Annotated in this window: 26 protein-coding genes; 20 read left to right on the top strand and 6 right to left on the bottom strand. The window is 27.5% G+C overall.

The window, feature by feature from the left end; translation table 11 throughout:
• Window positions 1-20 precede the first annotated feature (20 nt).
• The 5 genes from B0174_RS05385 (at window position 21) to argS (ending at window position 4,031) form a co-directional block, all read left to right on the top strand.
• Window positions 21-1,091, top strand: coding sequence for a hypothetical protein (locus B0174_RS05385; RefSeq protein ID WP_108558639.1), 1,071 nt, complete (start codon window positions 21-23; stop codon window positions 1,089-1,091).
• Entirely contained in the window at window positions 1,078-1,764 is a 687-nt protein-coding gene (locus B0174_RS05390; protein WP_108558640.1) for a lysophospholipid acyltransferase family protein, read from the top strand. Before B0174_RS05385 ends, B0174_RS05390 begins: the two co-directional genes overlap by 14 nt.
• On the top strand, window positions 1,754-2,140 hold the full coding sequence (locus B0174_RS05395) for a fluoride efflux transporter FluC (RefSeq protein WP_108558641.1): 387 nt from the start codon (window positions 1,754-1,756) through the stop codon (window positions 2,138-2,140). Before B0174_RS05390 ends, B0174_RS05395 begins: the two co-directional genes overlap by 11 nt.
• Before the next feature lie 64 nt (window positions 2,141-2,204).
• Window positions 2,205-2,432 (top strand): twin-arginine translocase TatA/TatE family subunit, encoded by a 228-nt coding sequence (gene tatA, locus B0174_RS05400; RefSeq protein WP_108558642.1) that lies wholly within the window; start codon window positions 2,205-2,207, stop codon window positions 2,430-2,432.
• Window positions 2,433-2,441: 9 nt separating this feature from the next.
• Window positions 2,442-4,031: an arginine--tRNA ligase gene (gene argS, locus B0174_RS05405; protein WP_108558643.1), complete on the top strand. Its 1,590-nt coding sequence runs from the start codon at window positions 2,442-2,444 to the stop codon at window positions 4,029-4,031.
• Between the two features lie 136 nt (window positions 4,032-4,167).
• Here argS and rsfS read toward each other — a convergent pair whose 3' ends face one another.
• Both rsfS and nadD read right to left on the bottom strand, forming a co-directional pair.
• On the bottom strand, window positions 4,168-4,494 hold the full coding sequence (rsfS, locus tag B0174_RS05410) for a ribosome silencing factor (RefSeq protein ID WP_108558644.1): 327 nt from the start codon (window positions 4,492-4,494) through the stop codon (window positions 4,168-4,170).
• 6 nt (window positions 4,495-4,500) lie between these two features.
• Complete coding sequence (nadD, locus tag B0174_RS05415) at window positions 4,501-5,043, bottom strand: nicotinate (nicotinamide) nucleotide adenylyltransferase (protein ID WP_108558645.1); 543 nt, start codon at window positions 5,041-5,043, stop codon at window positions 4,501-4,503.
• 89 nt (window positions 5,044-5,132) lie between these two features.
• On the opposite strand from nadD, the gene gap reads away from it, so the two are divergent.
• From gap to B0174_RS05465, 10 genes are all read left to right on the top strand, one after another.
• Window positions 5,133-6,131: a type I glyceraldehyde-3-phosphate dehydrogenase gene (gap, locus tag B0174_RS05420; RefSeq protein WP_108558646.1), complete on the top strand. Its 999-nt coding sequence runs from the start codon at window positions 5,133-5,135 to the stop codon at window positions 6,129-6,131.
• Window positions 6,132-6,141: 10 nt separating this feature from the next.
• On the top strand, window positions 6,142-7,344 hold the full coding sequence (locus B0174_RS05425; protein ID WP_108558647.1) for a phosphoglycerate kinase: 1,203 nt from the start codon (window positions 6,142-6,144) through the stop codon (window positions 7,342-7,344).
• Complete coding sequence (locus tag B0174_RS05430) at window positions 7,344-8,054, top strand: triose-phosphate isomerase (protein WP_108558648.1); 711 nt, start codon at window positions 7,344-7,346, stop codon at window positions 8,052-8,054. The genes B0174_RS05425 and B0174_RS05430 overlap by 1 nt, the downstream gene beginning before the upstream one ends.
• Entirely contained in the window at window positions 8,055-8,882 is an 828-nt protein-coding gene (fabI, locus tag B0174_RS05435) for an enoyl-ACP reductase FabI (protein ID WP_108558649.1), read from the top strand.
• A 103-nt stretch (window positions 8,883-8,985) separates the two neighbouring features.
• On the top strand, window positions 8,986-10,194 hold the full coding sequence (lysA, locus tag B0174_RS05440) for a diaminopimelate decarboxylase (protein ID WP_108558650.1): 1,209 nt from the start codon (window positions 8,986-8,988) through the stop codon (window positions 10,192-10,194).
• A gap of 22 nt (window positions 10,195-10,216) precedes the next feature.
• Entirely contained in the window at window positions 10,217-11,293 is a 1,077-nt protein-coding gene (pheA, locus tag B0174_RS05445) for a chorismate mutase (RefSeq protein WP_108558651.1), read from the top strand.
• Window positions 11,294-11,317: 24 nt separating this feature from the next.
• Entirely contained in the window at window positions 11,318-12,424 is a 1,107-nt protein-coding gene (gene hisC, locus B0174_RS05450) for a histidinol-phosphate transaminase (protein ID WP_108558652.1), read from the top strand.
• A gap of 12 nt (window positions 12,425-12,436) precedes the next feature.
• Complete coding sequence (gene dxs / locus B0174_RS05455; RefSeq protein ID WP_108558653.1) at window positions 12,437-14,242, top strand: 1-deoxy-D-xylulose-5-phosphate synthase; 1,806 nt, start codon at window positions 12,437-12,439, stop codon at window positions 14,240-14,242.
• Complete coding sequence (locus B0174_RS05460) at window positions 14,242-14,712, top strand: hypothetical protein (protein WP_108558654.1); 471 nt, start codon at window positions 14,242-14,244, stop codon at window positions 14,710-14,712. The genes dxs and B0174_RS05460 overlap by 1 nt, the downstream gene beginning before the upstream one ends.
• A gap of 188 nt (window positions 14,713-14,900) precedes the next feature.
• The gene (locus B0174_RS05465) at window positions 14,901-15,923 is read left to right on the top strand and encodes a cytochrome-c peroxidase (RefSeq protein WP_108558655.1); all 1,023 of its coding nucleotides are present in this window, start codon (window positions 14,901-14,903) and stop codon (window positions 15,921-15,923) included.
• A gap of 27 nt (window positions 15,924-15,950) precedes the next feature.
• On the opposite strand, the gene maf is transcribed toward B0174_RS05465, so the two are convergent.
• Entirely contained in the window at window positions 15,951-16,496 is a 546-nt protein-coding gene (gene maf, locus B0174_RS05470) for a septum formation inhibitor Maf (RefSeq protein WP_108558656.1), read from the bottom strand.
• Window positions 16,497-16,588: 92 nt separating this feature from the next.
• On the opposite strand from maf, the gene B0174_RS12410 reads away from it, so the two are divergent.
• The 3 genes from B0174_RS12410 (at window position 16,589) to B0174_RS05480 (ending at window position 19,093) form a co-directional block, all read left to right on the top strand.
• The gene (locus tag B0174_RS12410; RefSeq protein ID WP_265734936.1) at window positions 16,589-16,717 is read left to right on the top strand and encodes a hypothetical protein; all 129 of its coding nucleotides are present in this window, start codon (window positions 16,589-16,591) and stop codon (window positions 16,715-16,717) included.
• Window positions 16,717-18,003, top strand: coding sequence for a tellurium resistance protein TerC (locus B0174_RS05475; protein ID WP_108558657.1), 1,287 nt, complete (start codon window positions 16,717-16,719; stop codon window positions 18,001-18,003). Before B0174_RS12410 ends, B0174_RS05475 begins: the two co-directional genes overlap by 1 nt.
• A gap of 163 nt (window positions 18,004-18,166) precedes the next feature.
• Window positions 18,167-19,093 carry an AEC family transporter gene (locus B0174_RS05480; protein ID WP_108558658.1) on the top strand — a complete coding sequence of 309 codons (927 nt, stop codon included), beginning with the start codon at window positions 18,167-18,169 and terminating at the stop codon, window positions 19,091-19,093.
• A gap of 5 nt (window positions 19,094-19,098) precedes the next feature.
• On the opposite strand, the gene B0174_RS12295 is transcribed toward B0174_RS05480, so the two are convergent.
• Complete coding sequence (locus B0174_RS12295; protein ID WP_205663497.1) at window positions 19,099-19,746, bottom strand: NlpC/P60 family protein; 648 nt, start codon at window positions 19,744-19,746, stop codon at window positions 19,099-19,101.
• Between the two features lie 23 nt (window positions 19,747-19,769).
• Complete coding sequence (locus B0174_RS05490; protein WP_228156419.1) at window positions 19,770-20,375, bottom strand: NlpC/P60 family protein; 606 nt, start codon at window positions 20,373-20,375, stop codon at window positions 19,770-19,772.
• A gap of 115 nt (window positions 20,376-20,490) precedes the next feature.
• Here B0174_RS05490 and B0174_RS05495 point away from each other — a divergent pair, with 115 nt between their 5' ends.
• Window positions 20,491-21,057 (top strand): hypothetical protein, encoded by a 567-nt coding sequence (locus B0174_RS05495; protein WP_108558659.1) that lies wholly within the window; start codon window positions 20,491-20,493, stop codon window positions 21,055-21,057.
• 25 nt (window positions 21,058-21,082) lie between these two features.
• Here the strand turns inward: B0174_RS05495 and alaS are convergent, their stop codons facing one another.
• The gene (alaS, locus tag B0174_RS05500; protein WP_108558660.1) at window positions 21,083-23,638 is read right to left on the bottom strand and encodes an alanine--tRNA ligase; all 2,556 of its coding nucleotides are present in this window, start codon (window positions 23,636-23,638) and stop codon (window positions 21,083-21,085) included.
• 185 nt (window positions 23,639-23,823) lie between these two features.
• Between alaS and trxA the strand changes: the two genes are divergently transcribed.
• Window positions 23,824-24,141, top strand: coding sequence for a thioredoxin (gene trxA, locus B0174_RS05505; RefSeq protein WP_108558661.1), 318 nt, complete (start codon window positions 23,824-23,826; stop codon window positions 24,139-24,141).
• Window positions 24,142-24,244: the final 103 nt, after the last annotated feature.

Consider the following 24,244-nt stretch of genomic DNA (forward strand, 5'->3'; position numbering starts at 1 on the left):
CTCCTATTGTAAAAAGTAAAATGCTAAAAATATTAAAACTACTTATCTTATTAAATATTTTTTTATGTGTAAATCTTTTTGCATCAAAAAGTTTATATCTTTCATACAATAAAATACCAACTAATATTTATAAAAATCAGAAATTTGAAGTTGTAGTAAAAGCTTTAATTACAACAAATGATTTTGATTCTTTGTCAACAACTTTTTCTAATTCATCAAATATTACAATCTTAAATCCAAAAAATCCTTGGAAAAAAGTTACAAATGATACCTATGAAAATAGTTATTATTTTAAAGTTAAACAAGGAAATTTCAAATTTCCAGAGATTAGTATTGTTTTAATGAATGGCAGTGCGATGATTGATTCTAGCGAATTAAGTCCACCTTCAATTAGATATTCAGATATTGGAAAAGGAGATGAAAGATATTCAGGTGTAATAGCAGATGATATCTTTTTAAAAGCATATAAGACTAAACAATATAATAATAAAGAAGCATTGACGATAATAGATATTGATGCAATAAATTCAAATCTTGAAGATTTTAAACTAAAAGATGTTGAAGAACAGGGTGTTTCTGCAATAAAAGAAAATAATGAAAATCAAAACTTAGTTTATTATTTTGTTACACCAATATATAAAAAGAAAATGGTTATTACTTATTATAATACCAAAACAAAAAGCTTAAAGGATTTTACTATTCCTTTATTATTACAAAATGAATTAGTAAGTACGCAAACAGATTTAAATCCAAATGATTCAAGTTTTGAGAAATATAAAAAAATAGCATCAACAACCTTTTTTATTCTATTTCTAATATTATTTATATTAAAAAGAAAGAAAATATTTTTATATATTTCATTGATACTTTTGATAATTTCGATTATTTATTTTTTACCAAATAGTACGGGAATAGTAAAAAAAGATTCTTTTGTCTATATTTTACCAACAAAAAATTCAACCATATTCTTTAAATTAGAGAATGATCAAAAAGTTGAGATATTAGAGAGAAAACATGGTTTTATAAAAATTCTAGGAACACAGAGTGATTTTATAGGCTGGATAAAGGAAGAAAGTTTTGGCACGAATTAGAGGACTTATACTATTTATACAATTTTCAATTACTGTTGCAATAACAGTAGTTTTAATGTATATATTTAAAAATCATACTCATAAAGTAATAAAAGCATGGATGATTTTTCAAATATATGTTTTAGGAATAAAATTAGAGACAGAAGGAAAATTAGACGAATCATGTGACATGATTTTATTGAATCATCAATCTTTACTAGATATTATCGTAATGGAATATATACATTCAAGGGATTTAGCTTGGGTTGCAAAAAAAGAGATAACAGATTTATTCTTTTTTGGTCATATAATAAAAGCTCCTCGAATGATTAGTATTGATAGGGAAAATAAAGCAGGAATAATGCATCTTTTTAAAGAAGCTCGAGATAGACTAGATAAAGGTCGACCAATTGCAATGTTCCCTGAGGGAACAAGAAGTAATGGCAAATCAATGTTAAGTTTTAGACCTGGAGCCAAAATGTTAGCAAATAAGTTTAAATTGAGAGTTCAGCCTATTGTTTTATTTAATACTAGAAATATTGTAGATTCTAAAAAAATGCTAGCAACACCTGGTATTGTGAAAGTTATTTATTTAGAACCTGTTCAAGCAGATAAAAGTACAGATTGGTTTGAACAAGTTGAAAAAAAAATGAATGAAGCATTTAACAAAGAGTGTAATAATTATGTCTCTTAATTGGAATATGATTTTTGCTATTGGACTTGGTGGTTTTCTAGGTGCGATTGTAAGAGCATATGTAGTTCAATTTACAAATAAATATATTCCAATTGAATTTCCAGTTGGAATATTATTGGTAAATTTAGTTGGTTCGTTTTTAGCAGGTGCTTTATTTGCGTATTTTTCTACTTATTCTCTTTCAGTAAATCTCAAAGCATTTCTTATAACTGGCTTTTTAGGAGCTTTAACTACTTATTCAACTTTTGCTATTGAATCTTATTTATTATGGGGAACATCTATATATATTGCTATTACAAATATTACATTAAATTTAGTCGGAAGTATATTAGTAGCAGGTGGTGGATTTAAACTTATTCATTTCTTTTTAAAGTAAAAATCACAAATTTTTTTAAGCATTATGTAGTTATAATGACACAAAATCAATAGAAGGAAATCTCATGAGTATGCCAAGTGGTATGGAATTATTAATGATTGTATTAGTAATATTATTAATGTTTGGAGGTAAAAAAATACCAGAATTAGCAAAGGGTCTAGGTACCGGTATTAGAAACTTCAAAAAAGCTATAAAAGATGATGAAGATGAAGTAGTGCAAAATAAATCAGATGAGATTGAAAAAAAATCTGAAACAACTACAACAGAAAAAAATGAAACAAAACAAGTATAAGAGAAAATATTGCAAAATTTAGTAAAAGAATTTATCGAAAATAAATTAAATACAAGTATAGTCTTAGAAAAACCAAAAGATTTATCTTTTGGTCACTATGCAACACCCGTTGCATTTTCACTAGCAAAAGAACTCAAAAAATCTCCAATGGCCATTGCCGATGAATTAGTTTCAAGTTTAAGTAATTCTGATATGTTTGAAAAGGTTGAAGCTGTAAAAGGTTTTATTAATTTCAAATTATCATCATCATTTTTAGAATCATTAGTTAACGATGCGTTAAATAATAAAGAATCATTTGCAAAACAAACAATAAAAGATGAAAAAATTTTATTAGAATTTGTTTCTGCAAATCCAACTGGTCCTTTACATATTGGTCATGCAAGAGGTGCAGTTGCTGGGGATTCATTAGCTCGTGTTGGAAAGTATTTAGGTTATGATATAACAACTGAGTATTATATAAATGATGCTGGTGCTCAAATGGATTTATTGGGTTTATCCGTATCTTTAGCTGCTAGAGATTTTCTTTTTAAAGAAGATGTAGCTTACCCAGAAACTTATTATAGAGGTGAATATTTAATAGATATTGCAAATATAGTAATAGAAAAATTTGGAAAAGATATAATTTATGATGAATCTAAATATAAAGATATAGCATTTTTCTCAAAAGATTTGGTTATGGAAATAATAATTAAAGATTTAAAAGATTTAGGAATTACTTTCGATAATTTTGTATCTGAAAAAACATTATATTCTTCTTGGGATTCTACAAAAGAAGTATTAGAAAAAAATGGTTCACTTTATTCAAAAGATGACAAAGTTTATTTAAAATCAACTCAATATGGAGATGATTCTGATAGAGTTGTTGTAAGAGATAATGGAATTCCAACATATTTAGCTGGAGATATTATTTATCATAAAAATAAATATGATAGAAAGTTTGATAGATATATAAATATTTGGGGTGCCGATCACCATGGTTATATTCCAAGAGTAAAAGCAGCTGTTGAATTTTTAGGAAATGATTCTTCAAAACTTGAAGTAATTTTATCTCAAATGGTTCAACTTTTAAAAGGTGGTGAGCCTTATAAAATGAGTAAACGAGCTGGTAATGTTATTTTGATGTCTGATATAACAGAAGAAATTGGGGCAGATGCATTAAGATTTATTTTCTTAACAAGAAAAAGTGATACTCATTTAGAGTTTGATATTGATATGCTAAAAAATCAAGATTCTTCAAATCCTATTTTTTATATAAATTATGCTCATGCTAGAATAAATCAAGTATTTAAAAAAGCTGAAATTACACAAGAAGAGATAAAAAATATTGATATAAAAAATTTAAATCAAGATGGATTAAATTTAATTTATGAGTCACTTTTATTGGAATCAATTTTAACTGAAGCTTTTTTAAAAAGAGATATGCAAAAAATAACAGAATATTTATATTCCTTGGCTTCAAGTGTGCATAAATTTTATAATGAGCACAAAGTTATAGGAAGTGATGAACAAAATATGTATTTAAAAGTTTTAGCAATGGCAGCATTAAGTATAAATGTTGGTTTGAGTCTTTTAGGAATTAAAGCTAAGGAACAAATGTAGTGAGATGGATTATTACTGTATCAGTTATAATTATTGCATATGCAATTTATACAAATAATATGGGTGGGGCAAGAGATGCCGCATCGAATTATAATAAATTGTTAAGAACAGGAGAGAAGTAATTCTCTGCTGTTCTTTAGTTTTCTATTGTTGGTAATTCAGATAAAAATTCTTCTAATGAGTATTTATTTCTGTATTTCTCACTCATTAAATGAATAAACATATCACCTAAATCAATAATTGTCCATTCGTCATCTTCATCTACTCTTACAAACTCTTCACCTGTTGGTTTTAACTCTGTTTTTAAGTAGTTTAATAATGCGAATCCATGTTTTGAATTTAATGTTGTAGCAATTACAACATAATCAACTATATAGTTTTTTGATGTTAAATCAATAATCTCTATATTTTCCGCTTTTTTGTCATCTAATATTTTTTTTATGTTTTCTAATCTAGTATTCAAAAACTTTTACCTTTTTTCTTGAAGATTTAATATATCATCTTTAATTTCTTTTGGAATATAGTCCAAATCAATTTTATCTCTTAATAAGCTAGAGCTAATATCAATATTTACATCCAAATTTTTAAACTCTTTTGCTTTTTTACTCTCAAACCCTTTTCTTGAAACAATTACAAATTCAACAAGTTCTTTTAGTTTATCAATTTCATGCCATTTATCTAGATTTTTTAGATTATCCTCACCAATTATTAAATAAATTTTTGATGGATTATATAACTCTTTTAGATAATTTACCGTGTCAATTGAATAGCTAGTTTTTTGTTGATTTATTTCGTAATCACAAATTTGAACTTTTTCAAACTCTTTAAAAACTTTTTTAAGCAGTTTAAATCTAGTTTCTGGATTTAAGTAAAAGCTACTCTTGAAAGGATTTAGATATGTTGGAACAACAATTACTGTATTGATGTCTAGCTTTTTTAATGCTTCCTTTACGACTGTAACATGAGCTACATGTATTGGGTCAAAACTTCCACCAAATATTGCAATTCGCACCTATTTAAAACCTTTGTAATATACTTAAATATTATTATAGCAATATTTCGATAAAATATCTACAATTAGATTTATTTAAAGGGAAAAATATGGCTATTAAAGTTGCAATAAATGGTTTTGGAAGAATTGGAAGATGTGTTGCAAGAATCATCGCAACAAGAGATGATGTAGAATTAGTGGCAATAAATGATACAGCTGCTCCTGAAATGTTAGAATATATTACAAAATATGATACTGTTCATGGAACTTTTGCTGGTGATGTAAAAGTTGAAAATGGTTATCTAAAAATGGGAAAAGTAAATGCAAAACTTTATTCAACAAGAGATGCCTCTTTATTAACTTTTACTAAAGACTGTGGGGCTGAAATTATTTTAGAATGTACAGGCGCATATTTAACACAAGAAAAATGTCAAATACATATTGATAATGGAGCAAAAAAAGTTGTAATGTCAGCACCTGCAAAAGACAATACTCCGACTTTTGTTATGGGTGTAAATGAATCGACTTATTCTGGACAAACTATTATTTCAAATGCTTCTTGTACAACAAACTGCTTAGGACCAATTGCAAAAATTATTGATGATGCTTTTGGAATTGAAAAAGGTTTAATGACAACTATTCACTCTTATACAAATGATCAAAATATTTTAGATGTAAAACATAATTCAGATAAAAGAAGAGCAAGAGCTGGTGCTGCTAATATGATTCCAACATCAACTGGTGCTGCAAAAGCTATGAAATTAATTATGCCTCAGCTTGATGGTAAATTACATGGGCAAAGTGTAAGAGTTCCAACACCTAATGTTTCAATGGTTGATGTAAATTTTATGATTAAAAAAGATACAACAAAAGAAGAAATAAATGCTTTATTTGAAGCAAAAGCAAAACAATTATCTGGAATCGTAGCAGTTGATAATGACATGATGGTTTCAAGTGATTTAGTTGGAAATACAAACTCTACGATAGTTGCATCTGATTTAACACAAGTTATTGGTGGAAATATGATAAAAGTTATGAGTTGGTACGATAATGAATGGGGTTACTCATCAAGACTGATTGATATGGCTATTTTTGTAGCTAAAAAATAAGGGTTTTTAGATGAAATTACAAGAGATTAAAAATATAGATATTACAGGTAAAAGAGTTTTTATTAGATGTGATTTTAATGTTCCTATGGATGAATATAATAATATTACAGATGATAGAAGAATTAGAAGTGCATTAAGTACTATTAGATATTGCATTGACAATGATTGTTCAGTTATTTTAGCTTCGCATTTTGGAAGACCAAAAGGTGGATTTGAAGAAGAATTTTCTTTGCAACCAATCGCAAAAAGATTGCATACTCTTCTAAAACAAGAAATCAAAATGGCTCCAAGTATCATTTGTGATGAAACTATGAAAATGGCAAAAGAGCTTAAAGCTGGTGAAATCTTATTATTAGAAAATATGAGATTTGAATCGGGTGAAACAAAAAATGATGAAGCATTAAGTGCAAAATTAGCTTCAATGGCTGAAGTTTATATTAACGATGCTTTTGGAGTTTCTCATAGAGCTCATTCATCTGTTGAGGGAATTGCAAAATACTTTGATATGCAACATAAAGCAGCTGGATTTTTAATGGCAAAAGAGATTAAATTTTTTCATCATATTGTTCATAATCCAAAAAGACCATTTATTTCAATTGTTGGAGGTTCAAAAGTTTCTGGTAAACTTGAAGCTTTACATAATTTAGTTCCAAAAGTTGATAAAATCATTATTGGTGGAGGAATGGCATTTACATTCTTAAAAGCATTAGGACATGAAATTGGAAACTCTTTAGTTGAAGAAGATTTAATTCCAGAAGCTGTAAAAATTATGGAACAAGCAAAAAAACTAGGGGTAAAGCTTTATTTACCTGTTGATGTTGTTGCAGCTGAAGCATTTAGTGCAGAAGCAATTGCTAAAATTGTAACAATTCAAGAAATTCCAAAAGGTTGGATGGGACTTGATATTGGACCTGCATCAGCTTTATTATTTAGTGAAGCTTTGGAAGATGCAAATACTATTTTATGGAATGGACCAATGGGTGTTTATGAAATGGATAAATTTGCAAAAGGAAGTACAAAAATTTCACATGCAGTTGCTAATTCATTTGCAACAACTGTTGTTGGTGGTGGAGATACTGCTGATCTTGTTAGAATCACAGGTGATGAAGATGAAATGACATTTATTAGTACAGGTGGTGGAGCATCTCTTGAACTAATTGAGGGAAAAATTCTTCCAGGTGTTAAAGCACTAGTACTTGAGGAAGATAATTAATGGCAATAATTGCAAGTAATTTCAAAACAAATCACACAAGAAAATCAACTGCATTATTTGTAAATGAAGTTAATAATTATTTAAAATCGAATAATATAAAAAATGAAGTTTATGTTTTCCCAACAGCTACTTCATTGGATTTATTTGATACGGTTCCTACTTTTTCAATTGGAGTTCAAAATGCTTATGCAACAGCAAATGGCTCATTTACAGGAGAAATAGGAACAACTCAACTTGATGAATTTGAAATTAAAACAATTTTAATAGGTCATAGTGAAAGAAGACATATTTTAGGTGAATCTCAAAATAAAATTGCAAAAAAATATGAATTCTACAAAGAATTAGGATATAAAATTATTTATTGTATAGGTGAACCTTTGGAAGTAAAAAATCAAGGTTTAATAAAAACATTAGAGTATATTTATGAACAATTTGATGGAATTGATACAAATTATGAAAATTTAATTTTAGCTTATGAACCTGTTTGGGCCATTGGAACGGGAGTTACGGCTACAAATGAAGATATTGAGAATATTCATAATTCAATAAAAGAAAAAATTAAAAAACCACTTTTATATGGTGGAAGTGTAAAAGTTGAAAATGTTAGAGAAATTTGTCAAATACCAAATGTAGATGGTGCTTTGATTGGAACAGCTTCTTGGAAAACAGAAGATTTTATACAAATATTAGAAAATACAAAGGATTTATAGATGTTTATGAAAGGTAAAAAAGGGGTAATTTTAGGAGTTGCAAATAATAAGTCTATTGCTTATGGAATTGCAAAAGCTTGTGCTGATCAAGGTGCTCAAATTGCATTTACTTATTTAAATGATTCTTTGAAAAAAAGAGTTGAACCAATTGCAGCTGAATTTGGAAGTGCGGATTTTGTATATCCATGTGATGTATCAAATCCAGCTGAAATCAAAGCTTTAAAAGAATCAATTGAAAAAGATATGGGTCAAATTGATTTTATTGTTCATTCGATTGCCTTTGCTCCAAAAGAGGGATTAAGTGGAAGATTTTATGATATTTCTAAAGAAGCTTTTGATATTGCTATGGATGTTTCTGTTTATTCATTAATTGAAGTTGTAAGAGAATTAAAACCTTTATTATCAGATAACTCATCTATTTTAACATTAACTTATTATGGTGGAGCAAAATATATTCCAAATTATAATTTAATGGGTGTTGCAAAAGCAGCTCTTGAAATGACAACTAAATATTTAGCAGAAGATTTAGGGAAAGATGGAATTAGGGTAAATGCAATTAGTGCAGGACCTATTAAAACTCTTGCAGCTGCTGGGATAAGTGATTTTAGATTTATGTTAAAATGGAATGAAGCTCATTCTCCATTAAAGAAAAATGTAACAATCGATGAAGTTGGAAATTCAGGTATGTATTTACTTTCTGATTTATCTAGTGCCGTTACTGGTGAAATTCATTATGTTGATTGCGGATACAATATTATGGGTATGCCAGCAGTTGAATTTAATGATGAGGGAAAACCTACAATTGCTTGGAATGGAACTGATAAGTAGTCATAAAGCGTAAGCTTTTTGACTATTTTGAACAATATAAAATTTTACTTTTAAATTTAATGAAATTTTAAATTAAGATTTTAAATATAGGATAAATATAATAATGAATATAAATTTTAAAGAATTAGCAAATAAATATCAAACACCTTATTATGTGTACGATTTTGACCATATTACAAAACAATATGAAGAATTAAAAGGTGCATTCAAAGCTAGAAAATCTCTTATAGCATATGCTGTTAAAGCAAATTCAAACTTGAGTGTTATCAAACATTTAGCAGATTTGGGAGCTGGTGCTGATTGTGTTAGTATTGGTGAAGTAAAAAGAGCTTTAAAAGTTGGAATTGCTCCTTATAAAATCATTTTTTCAGGTGTTGGAAAAATCGACTCAGAAATTAAAGAGGCATTAGAATCTGATATTTTAATGATAAATGTTGAAAGTGATGCTGAGTTAAATAGAGTTGAACTTATTGCAAAAGAGCTTGGAAAAGTTGCAAGAATTTCAATTAGAGTTAATCCAAATATTGACCCTCAAACACATCCGTATATTTCAACTGGTTTACATGAAAATAAATTTGGTGTTGATATTGATACAGCAAAAAGAATGTATATTCAATGTAAAAACTCGTCTAGTTTAGATCCTGTTGGAATGCATTGTCATATTGGTTCTCAGTTAACTCAACTTGAACCAATAAAAGAGTCTATAAAAATCGTTACAGATTTAGTTAGAAATTTAAAAGCTATTAAAATCGAACTATCATTTGTAGATATTGGTGGTGGTTTAGGAATTGTTTACGATGATGAAACTTTAATTGATACAAAAGAGTATGCCCAAGCAGTTTTAGAAAATATGTTTGGTTTAGATATTACAATTATTTGTGAACCAGGTAGATTTATGGTTGGAAATGCTGGAACTTTTGTAACAAAAGTTCTATATGAAAAAGTAAACGGAAACAAAAGATTTGTTATAGTTGATGGTGCGATGAATGATTTAATTAGACCATCTTTATATAATGCTTACCATAAAATCGAGGTTTTAAATGACAATGAAGAATTTTCCGATTGTAATTTAGTAGGTCCAATTTGTGAAAGTGGTGACTTTTTTGCTAAAAATGTTCAATTACAAAAAACGCAACATAATGATTTAGTTGCTATTTATAGTGCTGGTGCTTATGGATTTACGATGGCTAGTAATTATAATACTAGAGGAAAAGTAGCTGAAATTGCTGTTGAAAAAGGGATTGATAGATTAATCAGAAAAAGAGAAACTTTTGAAGATATAATAGCTTTAGAAGAAGAGTTTATAAAATAATTAAGTAAAAAAAGGTCTTTTTATGAGTGAAGAGGGATTATTAGAACTTAGAAACAAACTTGATAAGATTGATAATGATTTATTAGAATTAATTAATCAAAGAATGAAAATAGTTCATGAAGTAGGCGCTTTAAAAGCAAAAAGTGGTGGAGCAATTTATAGACCTGAAAGAGAAAAATCAATTATTGATAGACTTGAAAAAATCAATACTGAAAATAGTGGACTTTTAAATAGAAGTGCAATAGAAGCTTTGTTTTTAGAGATTTTTGCTATATCTCGAAATATTGAATTACCTGAAAATATAGCATATCTTGGACCTGAGGGAAGTTTTACTCATCAAGCAGCCGAAGGAAGATTTGGTGCTATGAGTTCTTATATTTCAATTGGTTCAATTAATGGAATATTTAGAGAAGTTGATACAAAAAAAGTAAGATTTGGTGTAGTTCCAATAGAAAATTCATCAAATGGAATAGTTACAGATACAATAAATTGTTTAAGTAATTATAATTTAAAAATTATTGCAGAAGTTGTTTTGGATATTCATCACACTCTTGCTACTACTTGCGATAAAATAAGTGATATTAAAAGAATTTATTCAAAAGATATTGCATTTGAACAATGTAGAAAATTTTTAGCTAATTTTGGTTTAGATGAAGTTGAATTAATTCCAATAGAATCAACAACAAAAGCAGCAAGAATAGCAGCAAATGAGCCAGGAAGTGCAGCAATTTGTCCACATGTTGGAGCAAAATTGCATAATCTTCCAATATTATTTGAAAATATAGAAGATAAAGATAACAATAAAACTAGATTTTTTATAATTAGTGATTTTGAAAATGCGTCATCTGGAAATGACAAAACATCAATATTAGTAAAATTCCCTGATAAACAAGGAGTTTTGGTTCAATTTTTAACAGATTTTAATGAAGCTGGAATTAATTTAACTAAAATAAAATCTCATATTGTTGAGGGAAATTCAATTTTCTTTATTGATTTTGATGGACATAAAGATGATGAAAATGTTAAAAAAGTACTAGAAAAACATAAAAGTAGTGTTAAAGTTTTAGGGTCTTATGTAAAAGAGATAAACGATATTTAATTTTAAATTTAATAGGAAAAGTAAATGCAATTTAATCAAGTATTAGAAAATGTTACAACTTATGAAGCTGGAAAACCAATAGAATTAGTTGTTAGAGAATATGGTATCGATCCAAAAGATGTTATAAAATTAGCTTCAAATGAAAATCCTTATGGAACAAGTCCAAAAGTTATAGCAAAAATTCAAGAAATAGTTCAAAATATGTCTGTTTATCCTGATGATTCAATGTATGAATTAAAAGAAGCATTAGCAAATAAATTTGATTTAACGAATAAACATATAATTATAGGTTCTGGAAGTGATCAGATTTTAGAATATTGTGTTCATGCAAAATGTGAAAAAGATTCAAAAATTTTGATGGCAAAAACAACATTTGCTATGTATGAAATTTATGGAAAACAAACAGGTGCAAAGATTATTAAAACTGAAGATGACCAACATAATCTTGAACAATTTTCAAAACTATATAAAGAACATGGTGCTGATGTAATATTTTTATGTTTACCAAATAATCCACTTGGTGAATGTTTAGATAAAGATGCAGTTTATGCTTTTTTAGAAACAATTGATAAAGAAACTTTAATAGTTGTTGATGGAGCTTATCAAGAATTTGCAGCATTTAAAGATGAGAAAAAAAGAATTGTACCAAAAGATTTAATTGCTAATTTCCCAAATGCTATTTATTTAGGAACATTTTCAAAAGCATATGGCCTTGGTGGAATGAGAGTTGGATATGGTATAGCTCAACCTGATATTATAAATACTTTTTATAAATTAAGAGCTCCTTTTAATATTACAACTTTAACACTTGCAGCTGCTATTGAAGCATTAAAAGATGAAGAATTTGTAACTTCTTGTATTGCTAAAAACTTTGAAGAGATGAAAAGATATGAAGAGTATGTTACAAAAAAAGGTTTTGAATTTATTCCTTCATATACAAATTTTATTACAATTAAATTTGGTGATAAATTTGTATCAAAAATAGTTGCTCAAAAATTACTTGAAAAAGGTGTGATTGTTCGAGATTTAACAAGTTATGGACAAAATGCAATTAGAATTACAATAGGAAGAGCTGAGCAAAATACAAAAGTATTTGAACAATTAGACGAAGTATTAGAAAAATTAAAATAAAGTATTAAATAAATGGAAATAAAAGATAAGTCAGTAAAAGAGTTAGACGCGTTATCACAAGACATAAGAGATAGAATTATTGATGTGGTATCAAGAAAGGGTGGGCATTTTTCATCTACCCTTGGGGCGGTTGAGTTAACTCTTGGTATGCATTATGTATTTGATGCATACAGTGATCCTTTTATTTTTGATGTTTCACACCAATGTTATCCTCACAAACTTTTAACAGGACGATGGGAAGAATTTGAAACTGTAAGACAATTTGGAGGACTTAGTGGTTTTACAAAACCAAAGGAGAGTCCTGCTGATTATTTTGTAGCTGGTCATAGTTCAACTTCTATTTCATTAGCTGTGGGAGCTGCTAAGGCTATCAAACTAAAAAAAGAGAATAGAGTACCAGTTGTTATGATTGGTGATGGTTCTATGACTGCTGGAATGGTTTATGAAGCTTTAAATGAGTTGGGAGATATAAAACTTCAAGTTGTAATTATTTTAAATGATAATGAAATGTCAATTGCAAAACCAATTGGGGCAATTTCAAAATATCTTTCAAAACTTTTAGCAGGTAAATATTATCAAGGGTTTAAAACTAAAGTTGATAAGTTTATCAAAAAAAACATGCCAGAAGGCACTATTTATATTGCCAAAAGAATGGAAGAAGCTTTAAAACTTATTACTCCTGGAATCTTATTTGAAGAAATGGGTATAGATTATATTGGTCCTATTGATGGGCATGATATTGCTGAGATTATTGATACTTTACAAATTGCAAAAGCTATGGGAAAACCTGTAATTGTTCATGCAAGAACAGTAAAAGGAAAAGGTTATCCAATTGCTGAGGGACAACATGAGCATTGGCACGGAGTTGGACCTTTTAATGTTGAAGATGGAGTTTTTATAAAAAAAGAAGCACCAAAAGCTGCAACTGCTGTTTTTTCAGATGCTTTAATAACTTTAGCGTCTAAATATGAAAATATTGTTGGAGTTACCGCTGCCATGCCAAGTGGTACAGGAATAAATAAACTTATGGAAAAATTCCCTGATAGATTTTGGGATGTTGCAATTGCTGAACAACATGCAGTTACTTCAATGGCTGCTATGGCAAAAGAGGGCTTTAAACCATACATTACGATTTATTCAACATTTTTACAAAGAGGATTTGATCAAATAATCCATGATGTTTGTTTAATGAATTTACCTGTTGTATTTGCAATGGATAGAGCTGGAACTGTGGGAAATGATGGGGAAACTCATCAAGGAGTTTTTGATATTTCATTTTTGAGATTTATACCAAATATGATTTTATTTGCTCCAAGAGATAATGAAACTCTAATTCAAGGTTTAGAATTTGCTTATACTTTAACAAGTCCTAGTGCAATTAGATACCCAAGAGGCGCGTTTAAAGAGTTAGTTTACAAACCAACACCATTTAGTTTAGGAAAAGCAGAACTTCTAAAAGAGGGAAGTTCTAACAAACTTTTTATTGGATATGGAGCTGGAGTTAGTCGTGCTATTGATACAGAAATTTTACATAAAGAAGATATTGCTATTTTAGATTTAAGATTTGTTAAACCAATAGATAAAGATATGTTAATTGAATTATCAAAAAAATATAATGATTGGTATGTTTTCTCAGATTCACAAAAACAAGGTGGAGTATCAAGTGCTATTTTAGAAGTTTTAAATGATGAAAAAATCCATAATGTTCAAGTAACAACTTTTGAATATGAAGATAATTTTATAGAACATGGTGATACAAAACAAGTGGAAGAAAGTTTAGGTTTGTTAGCTGAACAACTTGTATTAAAGGTTAAATGATGAATGATAATTTAAGTAATTTATTACAAAACTCTTCTTTAGAAGAGATATTACAAAATATAGATGATAAACTAAAAAAAAGCGATGAAGCTGATTTTTGGAAAGAAAAAATATTACCTTTTTGTGAAGCAATTTTATCAGTATTACTTCCTTTAAAAAAGCAAAATTTATTATTTACTCCTGAGGGAGAAATAGTAACTTTAATAGATAGTCAACTCTTTTATAGATGGAGTGATTTGGTTTGTCTGAAAACACTAGCATTTATAATACAACAAAGTAATGAGCAAAATAAATTAATTAGAACTGACTATAAAAATGTAAAGTATCAAATAATAGATTTAGAAAAATTAGGAGTTTATTTATCTTCTAATAAAATCAATTTAGTTGATGAAGACAGTCTTGATTTCCCTCTTTCAATTTATAATATTCATCAAGGGATGATTACTGTAATTAAAAATCTTTTTAAATAATCTTTATAAAATCTTATATTAAAACAAGACAAAAAATATCTTATTAAAACCATATAAACACTATAAACAGGATATTTTTTATCTTGTATTATAATAAAAACTTATGTAAAATATCTAAATTATTTATAAAATTAATTTTCAATTAATAATAATTATCCTAGAATTAAAATTATATTAAAGGAGAAGTTATGAAAAAAATAACATTAGCTGTATGTATATTAGGTGCAAGTACTTTATTTGCAAATAGTTCATTATTAACAAAAGCAAAACAAAGTGGTCTTGAGGCAATTCCTGCTTCAAAAGTTGAATTAATGAAATTAATTGACGATAAGAAAGATCCAATTACAAATGAAAAAGTTGAACTTGGTAAAAAATTATATTTTGATCCAAGACTTTCAAAAAGTGGACTTATTTCATGTAATACTTGTCATAATATAGGTTTAGGTGGAGCAGATGGAATTCCTGCTGCAATTGGACATGGATGGACACCAAATCCTCATCATTTAAACTCTCCAACAGTTTATAACTCTGTATTTTTCAAAGCACAATTTTGGGATGGAAGAAGTCCTCATTTAGCAGATCAAGCTCAAGGTCCTGTTCAAGCTGGTCCTGAAATGGCAGCACCTGCATCTCTTGTTGAACAAAGAATAAATTCTATTCCTGAATATGTAAATGAATTTAAAAAAGCTTATGGAAAAGATGTAAAAGTAGATTTTGCAACAATAACAGCAACTATTGCAACTTTTGAAAAAACACTAGTTACTCCATCAAAATTTGATGATTTCTTAAATGGTAAAGAAAAAGCATTAAATGATGAAGAGAAAAAAGGATTAACTTTATTTATAGATAAAGGTTGTACTTCTTGTCATTCAGGAATTGCTCTTGGTGGAACAATGCAAGCATTTGAAGTAGCTTCTAAATATAAATTTACAACAGTAGGTGATTTCAAAGGTGATGATAAAGGAATGGTTAAAACTCCAACTCTAAGAAATATTACAGAAACAGCACCATATTTCCATAATGGGCAAATTTGGTCATTAAATGAAGCTGTAAAAGAGATGGGTTCTGTTCAATTAGGAATTGAAATTTCTGATTCAGATGCAGCTCAAATTGTAACATTCTTAAAAACATTAAAAGGTGTAAAACCAGCTATTTCTTATCCTCAACTTCCAGAATCTACAATAGATACTGCAAAGCCTGAGTTTAACTAAAATATTTAGGTCTTTAGAGGTTTTCCTCTAAAGATAAGGTTTTAGTTTTTCAACACACAATCCCATCGCACAACTTTCATATCCAATAACTTTTTTTATATATGGTTTACAAAATCCCTCAACCATAATAGCTCCAGCTTTTCCAAAACATTCACCTGATTTTAGATATTCTTCTATATGTTTTTTATCAAATTGTTCAAATTCATAAGTTGTAATTGAAATATCAATTAGTTCTTTTTCTTTGGATTTATAAATCATACAAGTTATAACAGATGTTAAATTTCCACTTTGAAGTTCAAGCATAGCTTTTGCATCAGCTAAATCTTTTGCTTTTCTTAATAGTTTTCCTTCACATGTAACAACAGAATCAGCAACTAATAAAGGCATTTTTTCAACACCATATATTTTATATAAGTCTTTAAATTTCCCCATAGTTGCTTCATAACAAAAAGATTTTGGATTAGTAGTTATTATAGAATCTTCATCAAAAGTTCCACCATTTTGAATAAAATCAATACCAAAAGTTTTTAAGATTAATGCTCTTGTTGTAGAATTTGAACCAAGTCTTATCAAATTAGGCCTTTTTTATTTGGATTATACACAATTTGAATATAATTGCTTTTTAAAAAATGACCAATAAAATTTAATAGGAAAAAAAGTAATTTATGAAATATTATGTATTTTTAGCTTATATTCTTTTATATGAGTTTTTAGAGTTTTATCATTTTATTGGAATTTTATTAATTTCATCAGGAATATATTTATCAATCTTTTTTAAAAGAGAAGTGAATTAATGTTGTTTTTATCAAAAATCGCAGGTTTATTAATCTTTATTTCTTTTTTAACTACTTTATATTCTTATTTCTTTAATGAAAAATTGTTGATTTTTGCAGGAATTTTTGCATGGATTTCATTTTTAATACTTTTTTCTTCACTCAAAAATAAAAAAATAATTATAATTTTGTTAATAATGAGTTTTTTAGCTTTTTTTGTTTCATATTTTAATAGCTTTAAAATTGATTTTATAAAAGTATTTACTGTAAATCAATATTTATTAACTCTATTAATTGCTGTTGGATTTTTAAGACTTATTGCAACACCAAAAAAAGAGAAAGTTTCTGCTCTTCCAAAAGGTAAAAAATCTTTTATAAAAACATATTTAAGTGTACATCTTTTTGGCTCAGTTATAAATATATCTTCACTTATTTTGATTGCAGATAAAATGTATAAAAAAGCACCTTTAACAAATATCCAAGTTGTTTTATTAACAAGAGCCTTTGCAAGTGATGCGTATTGGTCGCCTTTTTTTGTGGCATTTGCAGCTGCTATTACTTATGCTCCTAATTTAGACACTTCTATAATTTTATTAAATGGAATAGTTTTAGCAATATTAGCTTTTTTGATTACTTATTATGAAGTAAATAATAAAGAGTTTAATATTGATGAATTTAGAGGTTACCCTTTATCTTTAGAGAGTTTATATTTGCCTTTTATGTTGGCATTATTAGTTTTAGCTACAAACTATTTTTTTCCAAATATTAAAGTAATTGTTCTTATTTCAACTTATTCAATATTGATGTGTTTGTTTATTTTACCTATAACAAAAGGTTTAAGAAAATCTTTTTCTAATTTAGCTTTTTATATAAGTGAAGAATTGCCAAAAATGAAAACAGAAATGTCACTTTTTTTAGTTGCTGGAATGTTTGGTATTTCTATTAGTTCTATATTAATTGGTATGAATTTAGACTTGCCTTTTGAGATTTTTGATTGGCAAATTGCTTCAATATTACTTTTTATTTTTATTCTCTTAGCTTTTGTTGGAATTCATCCAATTATAACTATTGCAATAATTGGAGATTTTTTAAATGGAGTAAATCATACTTTATTAGCTTTGACTTTCTTGATGGCTTGGTCAACTACTGTTTCCACCTCACCTTTTTCAGGATTAAATTTAACAGTTGTTGCAAGATATGATTTTGATGCCAAAGAGATTTTTAGATTAAATATTTTTTATGCTTTTAAAATGTATTTAATTTGTATAGTTTGTCTATTTATTTTATCAAAATATTTAGATTTATAAAAAAATCATAAATATATCATTTCATTTGAATAAAATTATTCAAATAATAGTAAATACATAAAATTTTGTATTCTTTCTGCTTCCTAGACTTATAAGACTATGTATTTGCTTTATTTTTATCATTATTAGTTACAATTATCCTAAATTATTTTAAGAGATTTATATGAATTTATTTATTATTTTATTAGGAAAAATTTCCCCTTTATATCTAAATATTGCAATTGGATATATTTTAACAAGATATTTTAGGGTTAAACGAAATTTTATAGCCACACTACTTATATATATTTTAGGACCAATTGTAATTCTTTTTGCTACTTTATCTATTCAATTAAATTTACAACTACTTTTTTTGCCTCTATTTGTTTTCTTTTTTGGAACGACAATAGCCTTTTATGTATTAAGAAAATATAAAAATAATTGGAATGATGCGAGTATAAATACTTTATCATTTACTTGTGGAACAGGAAATACTGGATATTTTGGTATTCCTTTATCGATGATTTTATTAAGTCCTGAATCAGCAAATATTTTTATTTTTGCAACTCTTGGTTCTTTATTATATGAAAATACAACAGGTTTTTATGTAACTGCAAAAGGTAGTTTTACGGCAAGACAATCGATTGTTAAAGTAATTAAACTTCCACTTTTATATGCCTTTATTCTAGGTCTTTGTTTAAATCTTTTAGGATTTAGAACTCCTGAATCTATTATTCCTTATTTTGAGGGTTTTAAATGGTCTTACGGAATATTAGGAATGATGATGCTTGGTATGGGAATGAAAGGGTTTAATTTAAAAGCTGATGTAGATATAAAATATCTAAAAATCGCATATTTTTATAAATTTATTTTTTGGCCAACAGTTATATTATTTATTATTTTTATAGACAAAAATTTCATAGGCTTTTTAAATGAAGAAGTTTATAAAGTTTTATTTCTATTTTCAGTTGTTCCACTTGCCGGAAATACTGTAACACTTGCAGTTTTATTAAAGGCAAGACCTGAAAAGGCTTCCTTTACAGTTCTTTTAAGCACTTTAATATCAGTTATTTATATACCGATAGTTTTGATTCTTTATAGTGGGTTTTAGAAGAATTAATTCATAATTCTTCTAGCAGTCCAATAAGTATCTTTATAAAAAGGTTTATCTAATTTTGAAAATTGGATACCATTAATTGATGAGTGTAAAAAAGCACCATCTCCCATGTAAATTCCTACATGCTTATCTCTTTTACTTGTCTTGAAGAAAACTAAATCACCCATTTTAAGGTCATCTTTTTTAACTTCTACTCCTACATTCACTTGTGTTACTGTAGTTCTTGGTAATTCAATACCAAACTTTTCTTTAAAAGCTTTTTGAGTAAAGGCAGAACAATCTATACCAGTTCTTGTGCTTCCACCCATCTTATATTTAACATTTTTCCAGTCGTTATAAAAATCAACGAAAGCTTGTTTTTTTGTTAAAACTCTTGAATTTAAAGATTCAACTTTTTCTGTATTATCTAAAACCAATTTATCATAATCTTTTTTACTTATTGTAGGCTCATATTTTGAATGAGGTCTATTTTTAAGCTTATTATTCTCTTCTGATTCATACGATGATTTATAATCATTATAAGATATGCTAGAAGCATTCAAATTACTATTCTTTATCTTATTGTTCTCTTCTATTTGAATATTCTTGTTACTACAAGCTGAAAGTAATAACATAACTGGTAGAAGTATAAAAGTCTTCTTTATCACTAATTCTCCTTTTATAATAAAATTTAATCGATAATTCTTTGTGCCTTCCAATAGCTTTTGCTAAAATAAGAATTACTTAATTCGGAAATTGTTACACCAATTTTTGTAGAGGCATGAACAAATAATCCATCTTCAAGATATATGCCAACATGGTTTATATCATCACCTGTTTTGAAGAATACTAAATCTCCACTTAGTAATTGACTTTTATCTATTTCTTTCCCAACTTGCGATTGTAAAAGAGCTGTTCTTGGCATAGATAAATTAAATTTCTCTTTAAAGGCTTTTTGTATAAAACCAGAGCAATCAATTCCGCTTTTTGAATCACCACCTAATTTATATTCTACGCCCTCCCATTCACTATAAAAATCGAATAGGTCTAAGTCTAAATCTATTCGTTCATTTTGATAGCTTAAAGAGTCAAGGCTTTTATTTGATTTCATAATTTCTTTATACTTTTTAAATTTCATATCTCTTTGTTTTATAGTATTTTCCAAAGAAGCACTTTGAAATATATATTCACCGTTTTGTGAAGATAAACTACTATTATCACTATTTTTAAGTGAACAACCAGTCATTATAAGTGACAAAATAAGAAATAGTAAAAAGTTTTTAAAATATATAATCAAATTAAATACCTTTTAAATTATAGGTTTCTGAATTTAATAGTATTAAAAAATAAAACATATGTCAAGTTTTAACATCTGTTTTGTATAATATAATTATAAAAATAAAGGAGTTGTTTTGAAAAAAATTATATATTTGTCATTACTTTTACTGCTAGGTGGTTGTTCTTCGATAGAAAATAATTCGTTAGATAATATTCAAATTTCTAAAAATAATAAAAAGAATTTTACCTATGATTCTTGTACAAAATTCTCTTATATTTCACAAAACGAAGAAGAAAAATACGGAAAGCTATTTTATGAGTACATAAACTTAGATTCAAATTGCTCTTGGAATGGAATGTCTAGAGGTTTTTTTGATGATTTATTTAAATCAACTTTAAAAATTAAAAGTATAAAAACGATAGAAAGAGTTGAGTATAAGAATTATGAATTTAGTACTTATCTTATAGATGAAAAATATTATATGAATTTAATATATAGTTATTCAGTATTTGAAGATTTTTTTATTATTGATTATAAAGGAAAACTTTTTGATGAAATGATTAAAGAATATAATATAAATTATGTAAATAAATATATAAATGAGCCTAGATTTAATTCTAATTATTCAAATAGTTTGGTAAGGATGAATATTTTAAATGGGTATTTCTCAAAACAAAGTGAATCTGACTTTGGTAATTAGAGGATTTTTTTTAATCCTCTAATCGTTATAAATTTTCTTTAGCATAAGTTAAAGCAGCAATTTTTGCATCTTCAACTTTTGTAACATCTTTTCCACCAGCTTGGGCAAAATCTGGTCTTCCACCACCACCACCACCAACGATTGGAGCAATATTTTTAATCCATTCACCAGCTTTGATATTTGTGTTTTTACTTCCTGCAACTATTAATACTTTATCATCTTTTGCTTGAAGTAATAAAACTGCAAGTTTTTCATTTGCATTTTTTAAATCATCAACAATTTTCTTTAAATCACCATTTTCTACAACGGCTACCACAATTTTTGTATCACCAATAGTTTCTTCGCTAATTGGTGCTGATGTTTGGCTTTGAACAGTTTCTACTTCTTTTTTAAGTTCTTTGATTTGCTCTTTTAATTTTTTAATTCCAGAAATCACATCATTGTTTTTAATTTCAGCTTTTATTTCATTCATAGCAGCGATAATTTCTTTAGTATAAGCAATAGCAGCAGCTCCACAAACAGCTTCAATTCTTCGCACACCTGCACTTACACCTGATTCTTTAACCACATAAAAACTTCCAATATCTGCTGTGTTTTTTACATGTGTTCCACCACAAAACTCAACAGAAACATCAGAAAAACTAACAACTCTTACCATATCACCATATTTTTCACCAAACATAGCAATCGCACCTTTGTGTTTGGCTTCTTCTATTGGTAACTCTTCAATATTCCCAGATATTCCTCTTGAAATCATTGTATTTACTAAATCTTCAACTTCATCAATTTGAGCAGTTGTCATAGCTTTTGGATATGTGAAGTCAAATCTTAATCTTGAGCTATCATTTAATGAACCAGCTTGAGAAACGCTATCTCCTAAAACCATTTTTAGTGCACTTTGCAAAAGGTGTGTAGCACTATGATGTTTTGCTATTTCATATCTATTAACAACTACTGCATCTACGGTTTGATTTTGATTTAAATTTGAATTTGCAACTTTAATTTTTGAAAGATTTAATCCATGAAATTTTTGTGTATCTTCAATAATTCCAATATGTTTATTATCTTCTAAAGCTCCAATATCTCCACTTTGTCCACCACTTGTTGCATAAAATGGAGTCTTGTCAAGCATAACCCAACCAGTAGAATTTTTTTCTAAAGTCGAAACCTCTTTAAAATTTTCATTTAAAAGAGCAAGAATTTTTGATTTATAAGTTACATTATCGTATCCAACAAATTTATTTATTCCATATTTCTCAATTAATTGTTTAAAATCACCATCATTTGAAGCGTCACCACTTCCTTTCCATGCTGCTTTTGCCATAGCTTTTTGTGCATTCATTAATTCATCAAATTTTGCTATTTCTACTTTTAAATCTTTATCTCTTAACATATCTTCCGTTAAATCTAAAGGAAAACCATAAGTATCATAAAGTTTAAATGCAATTTGACCTGAGAAAATATCTTTTGTATTTGCTAACTCTTCATTAAATAAAGACATACCTAAATCAATAGTTTTAAAGAATCTATCTTCTTCTAGGGTTAATTGCTCTTTTATAAAGTTTTTATTTTCAACAAGTTCAGAATAGTGTCCACCCATAATATTAATAAGTGTATTAAGAAGTTGTGCCATAAATGGTTTTCTAAATCCAATTAGATAACCATGTCTAACAGCTCGTCTTAATATTCTTCTTAAAACATAAGGTCTTCCTTCATTTCCAAATAAAATACCTTGAGATAACATAAATGATGTTGCTCTTAAATGATCAGCTATTACTCTGTATGAACCAATATTTTCTTTTGTAGCTTTTTTAGAAGCTAATGTTTCAATTTTCTCAATTATTGGTTTAAAATTTGATGAATCAAAGTTATTTAAAACACCTTCTTTAATAGCAATAACTCTTTCAAGTCCCATTCCTGTATCAATAGATGGTTTAGGTAATGGATTTAGTTTTCCATCAGCAGATCTTTCATATTGCATGAAAACTAAGTTCCAGATTTCAAGGAATCTATCTCCATCTCCACCCATATAATCTTCAGGTCCATTAAAATGTTCATCACCTTGATCATAAAAGATTTCACTGCATGGTCCACAAGCACCTGTGTCACCCATTGCCCAGAAATTATCTTTATCTCCAAATCTTATAATTCTCGTTGAATCTATATATTTTGTCCAGATATTAAATGCTTCGTCATCATTTTCATGAACTGTTACCCATAATTTTTCAATTGGAAGTGCTAAATTTACTGTAATAAATTCCCATGCATAAGCAATTGCATCTTCTTTAAAATAATCTCCAAAAGAGAAATTACCTAACATTTCAAATAGTGTATGATGTCTTGCTGTATATCCAACATTTTCTAAGTCATTGTGTTTACCACCAGCTCTTACACATAATTGACAAGATGTTGCACGAGGATTTTCAGGTCTTGGAACTGAACCTGTGAAAATATCTTTAAATTGAACCATTCCTGCATTTGTAAACATTAATGTAGGATCATCTGGAACTAATGGCATAGAAGAAACTATGTCATGCCCTTTACTTTTAAAAAATTCTAAATATTCTTTTCTGATATCCATAAAATTATCCATTTTAAATTAAATTATCTTATTTTAACTAAAAAATTATTTAGCCTTGATTAGTGATAACTTGATATAATGTAAAACAAAATTTAAGTTTTCACAAGTTATAATGATTTAGGTTAGTTTATAAGAATAAATAATTAGCTAAAAATGAAATTAAAATTTAATAATAAGGAAATGAAATGGGAAAATATATTGAATTAACTCCTGCAAATTTTGAAGAAGTTACAAAAGAGGGTGTTTCGATGGTAGACTTTTGGGCTCCTTGGTGTGGACCTTGTAGAATGATTGCTCCAGTTATCGAAGAATTGGCTTCTGATTTTGAAGGAAAAGCAAACATTTGTAAAGTAAATACAGATGAAGAACAAGATTTAGCAGTAAAATATGGGATTAGATCAATTCCTACAATTTTATTCATGAAAAATGGTGAAGTTGTTGATCAAATGGTAGGTGCTTCTTCTAAACAAGCATTTACTGATAAAATCAATTCATTATTATAATATATACAATTAAATAAATATTTTAAAAAAGGGAGAAGTTTTTACTTCTCCCTTTTTTTATTTTTAAATTTTATCATAGACTTAAGATGGATATAAATTATTA

Source organism: Arcobacter caeni (assembly GCF_003063245.1).
Lineage (GTDB): Bacteria > Campylobacterota > Campylobacteria > Campylobacterales > Arcobacteraceae > Aliarcobacter > Aliarcobacter caeni.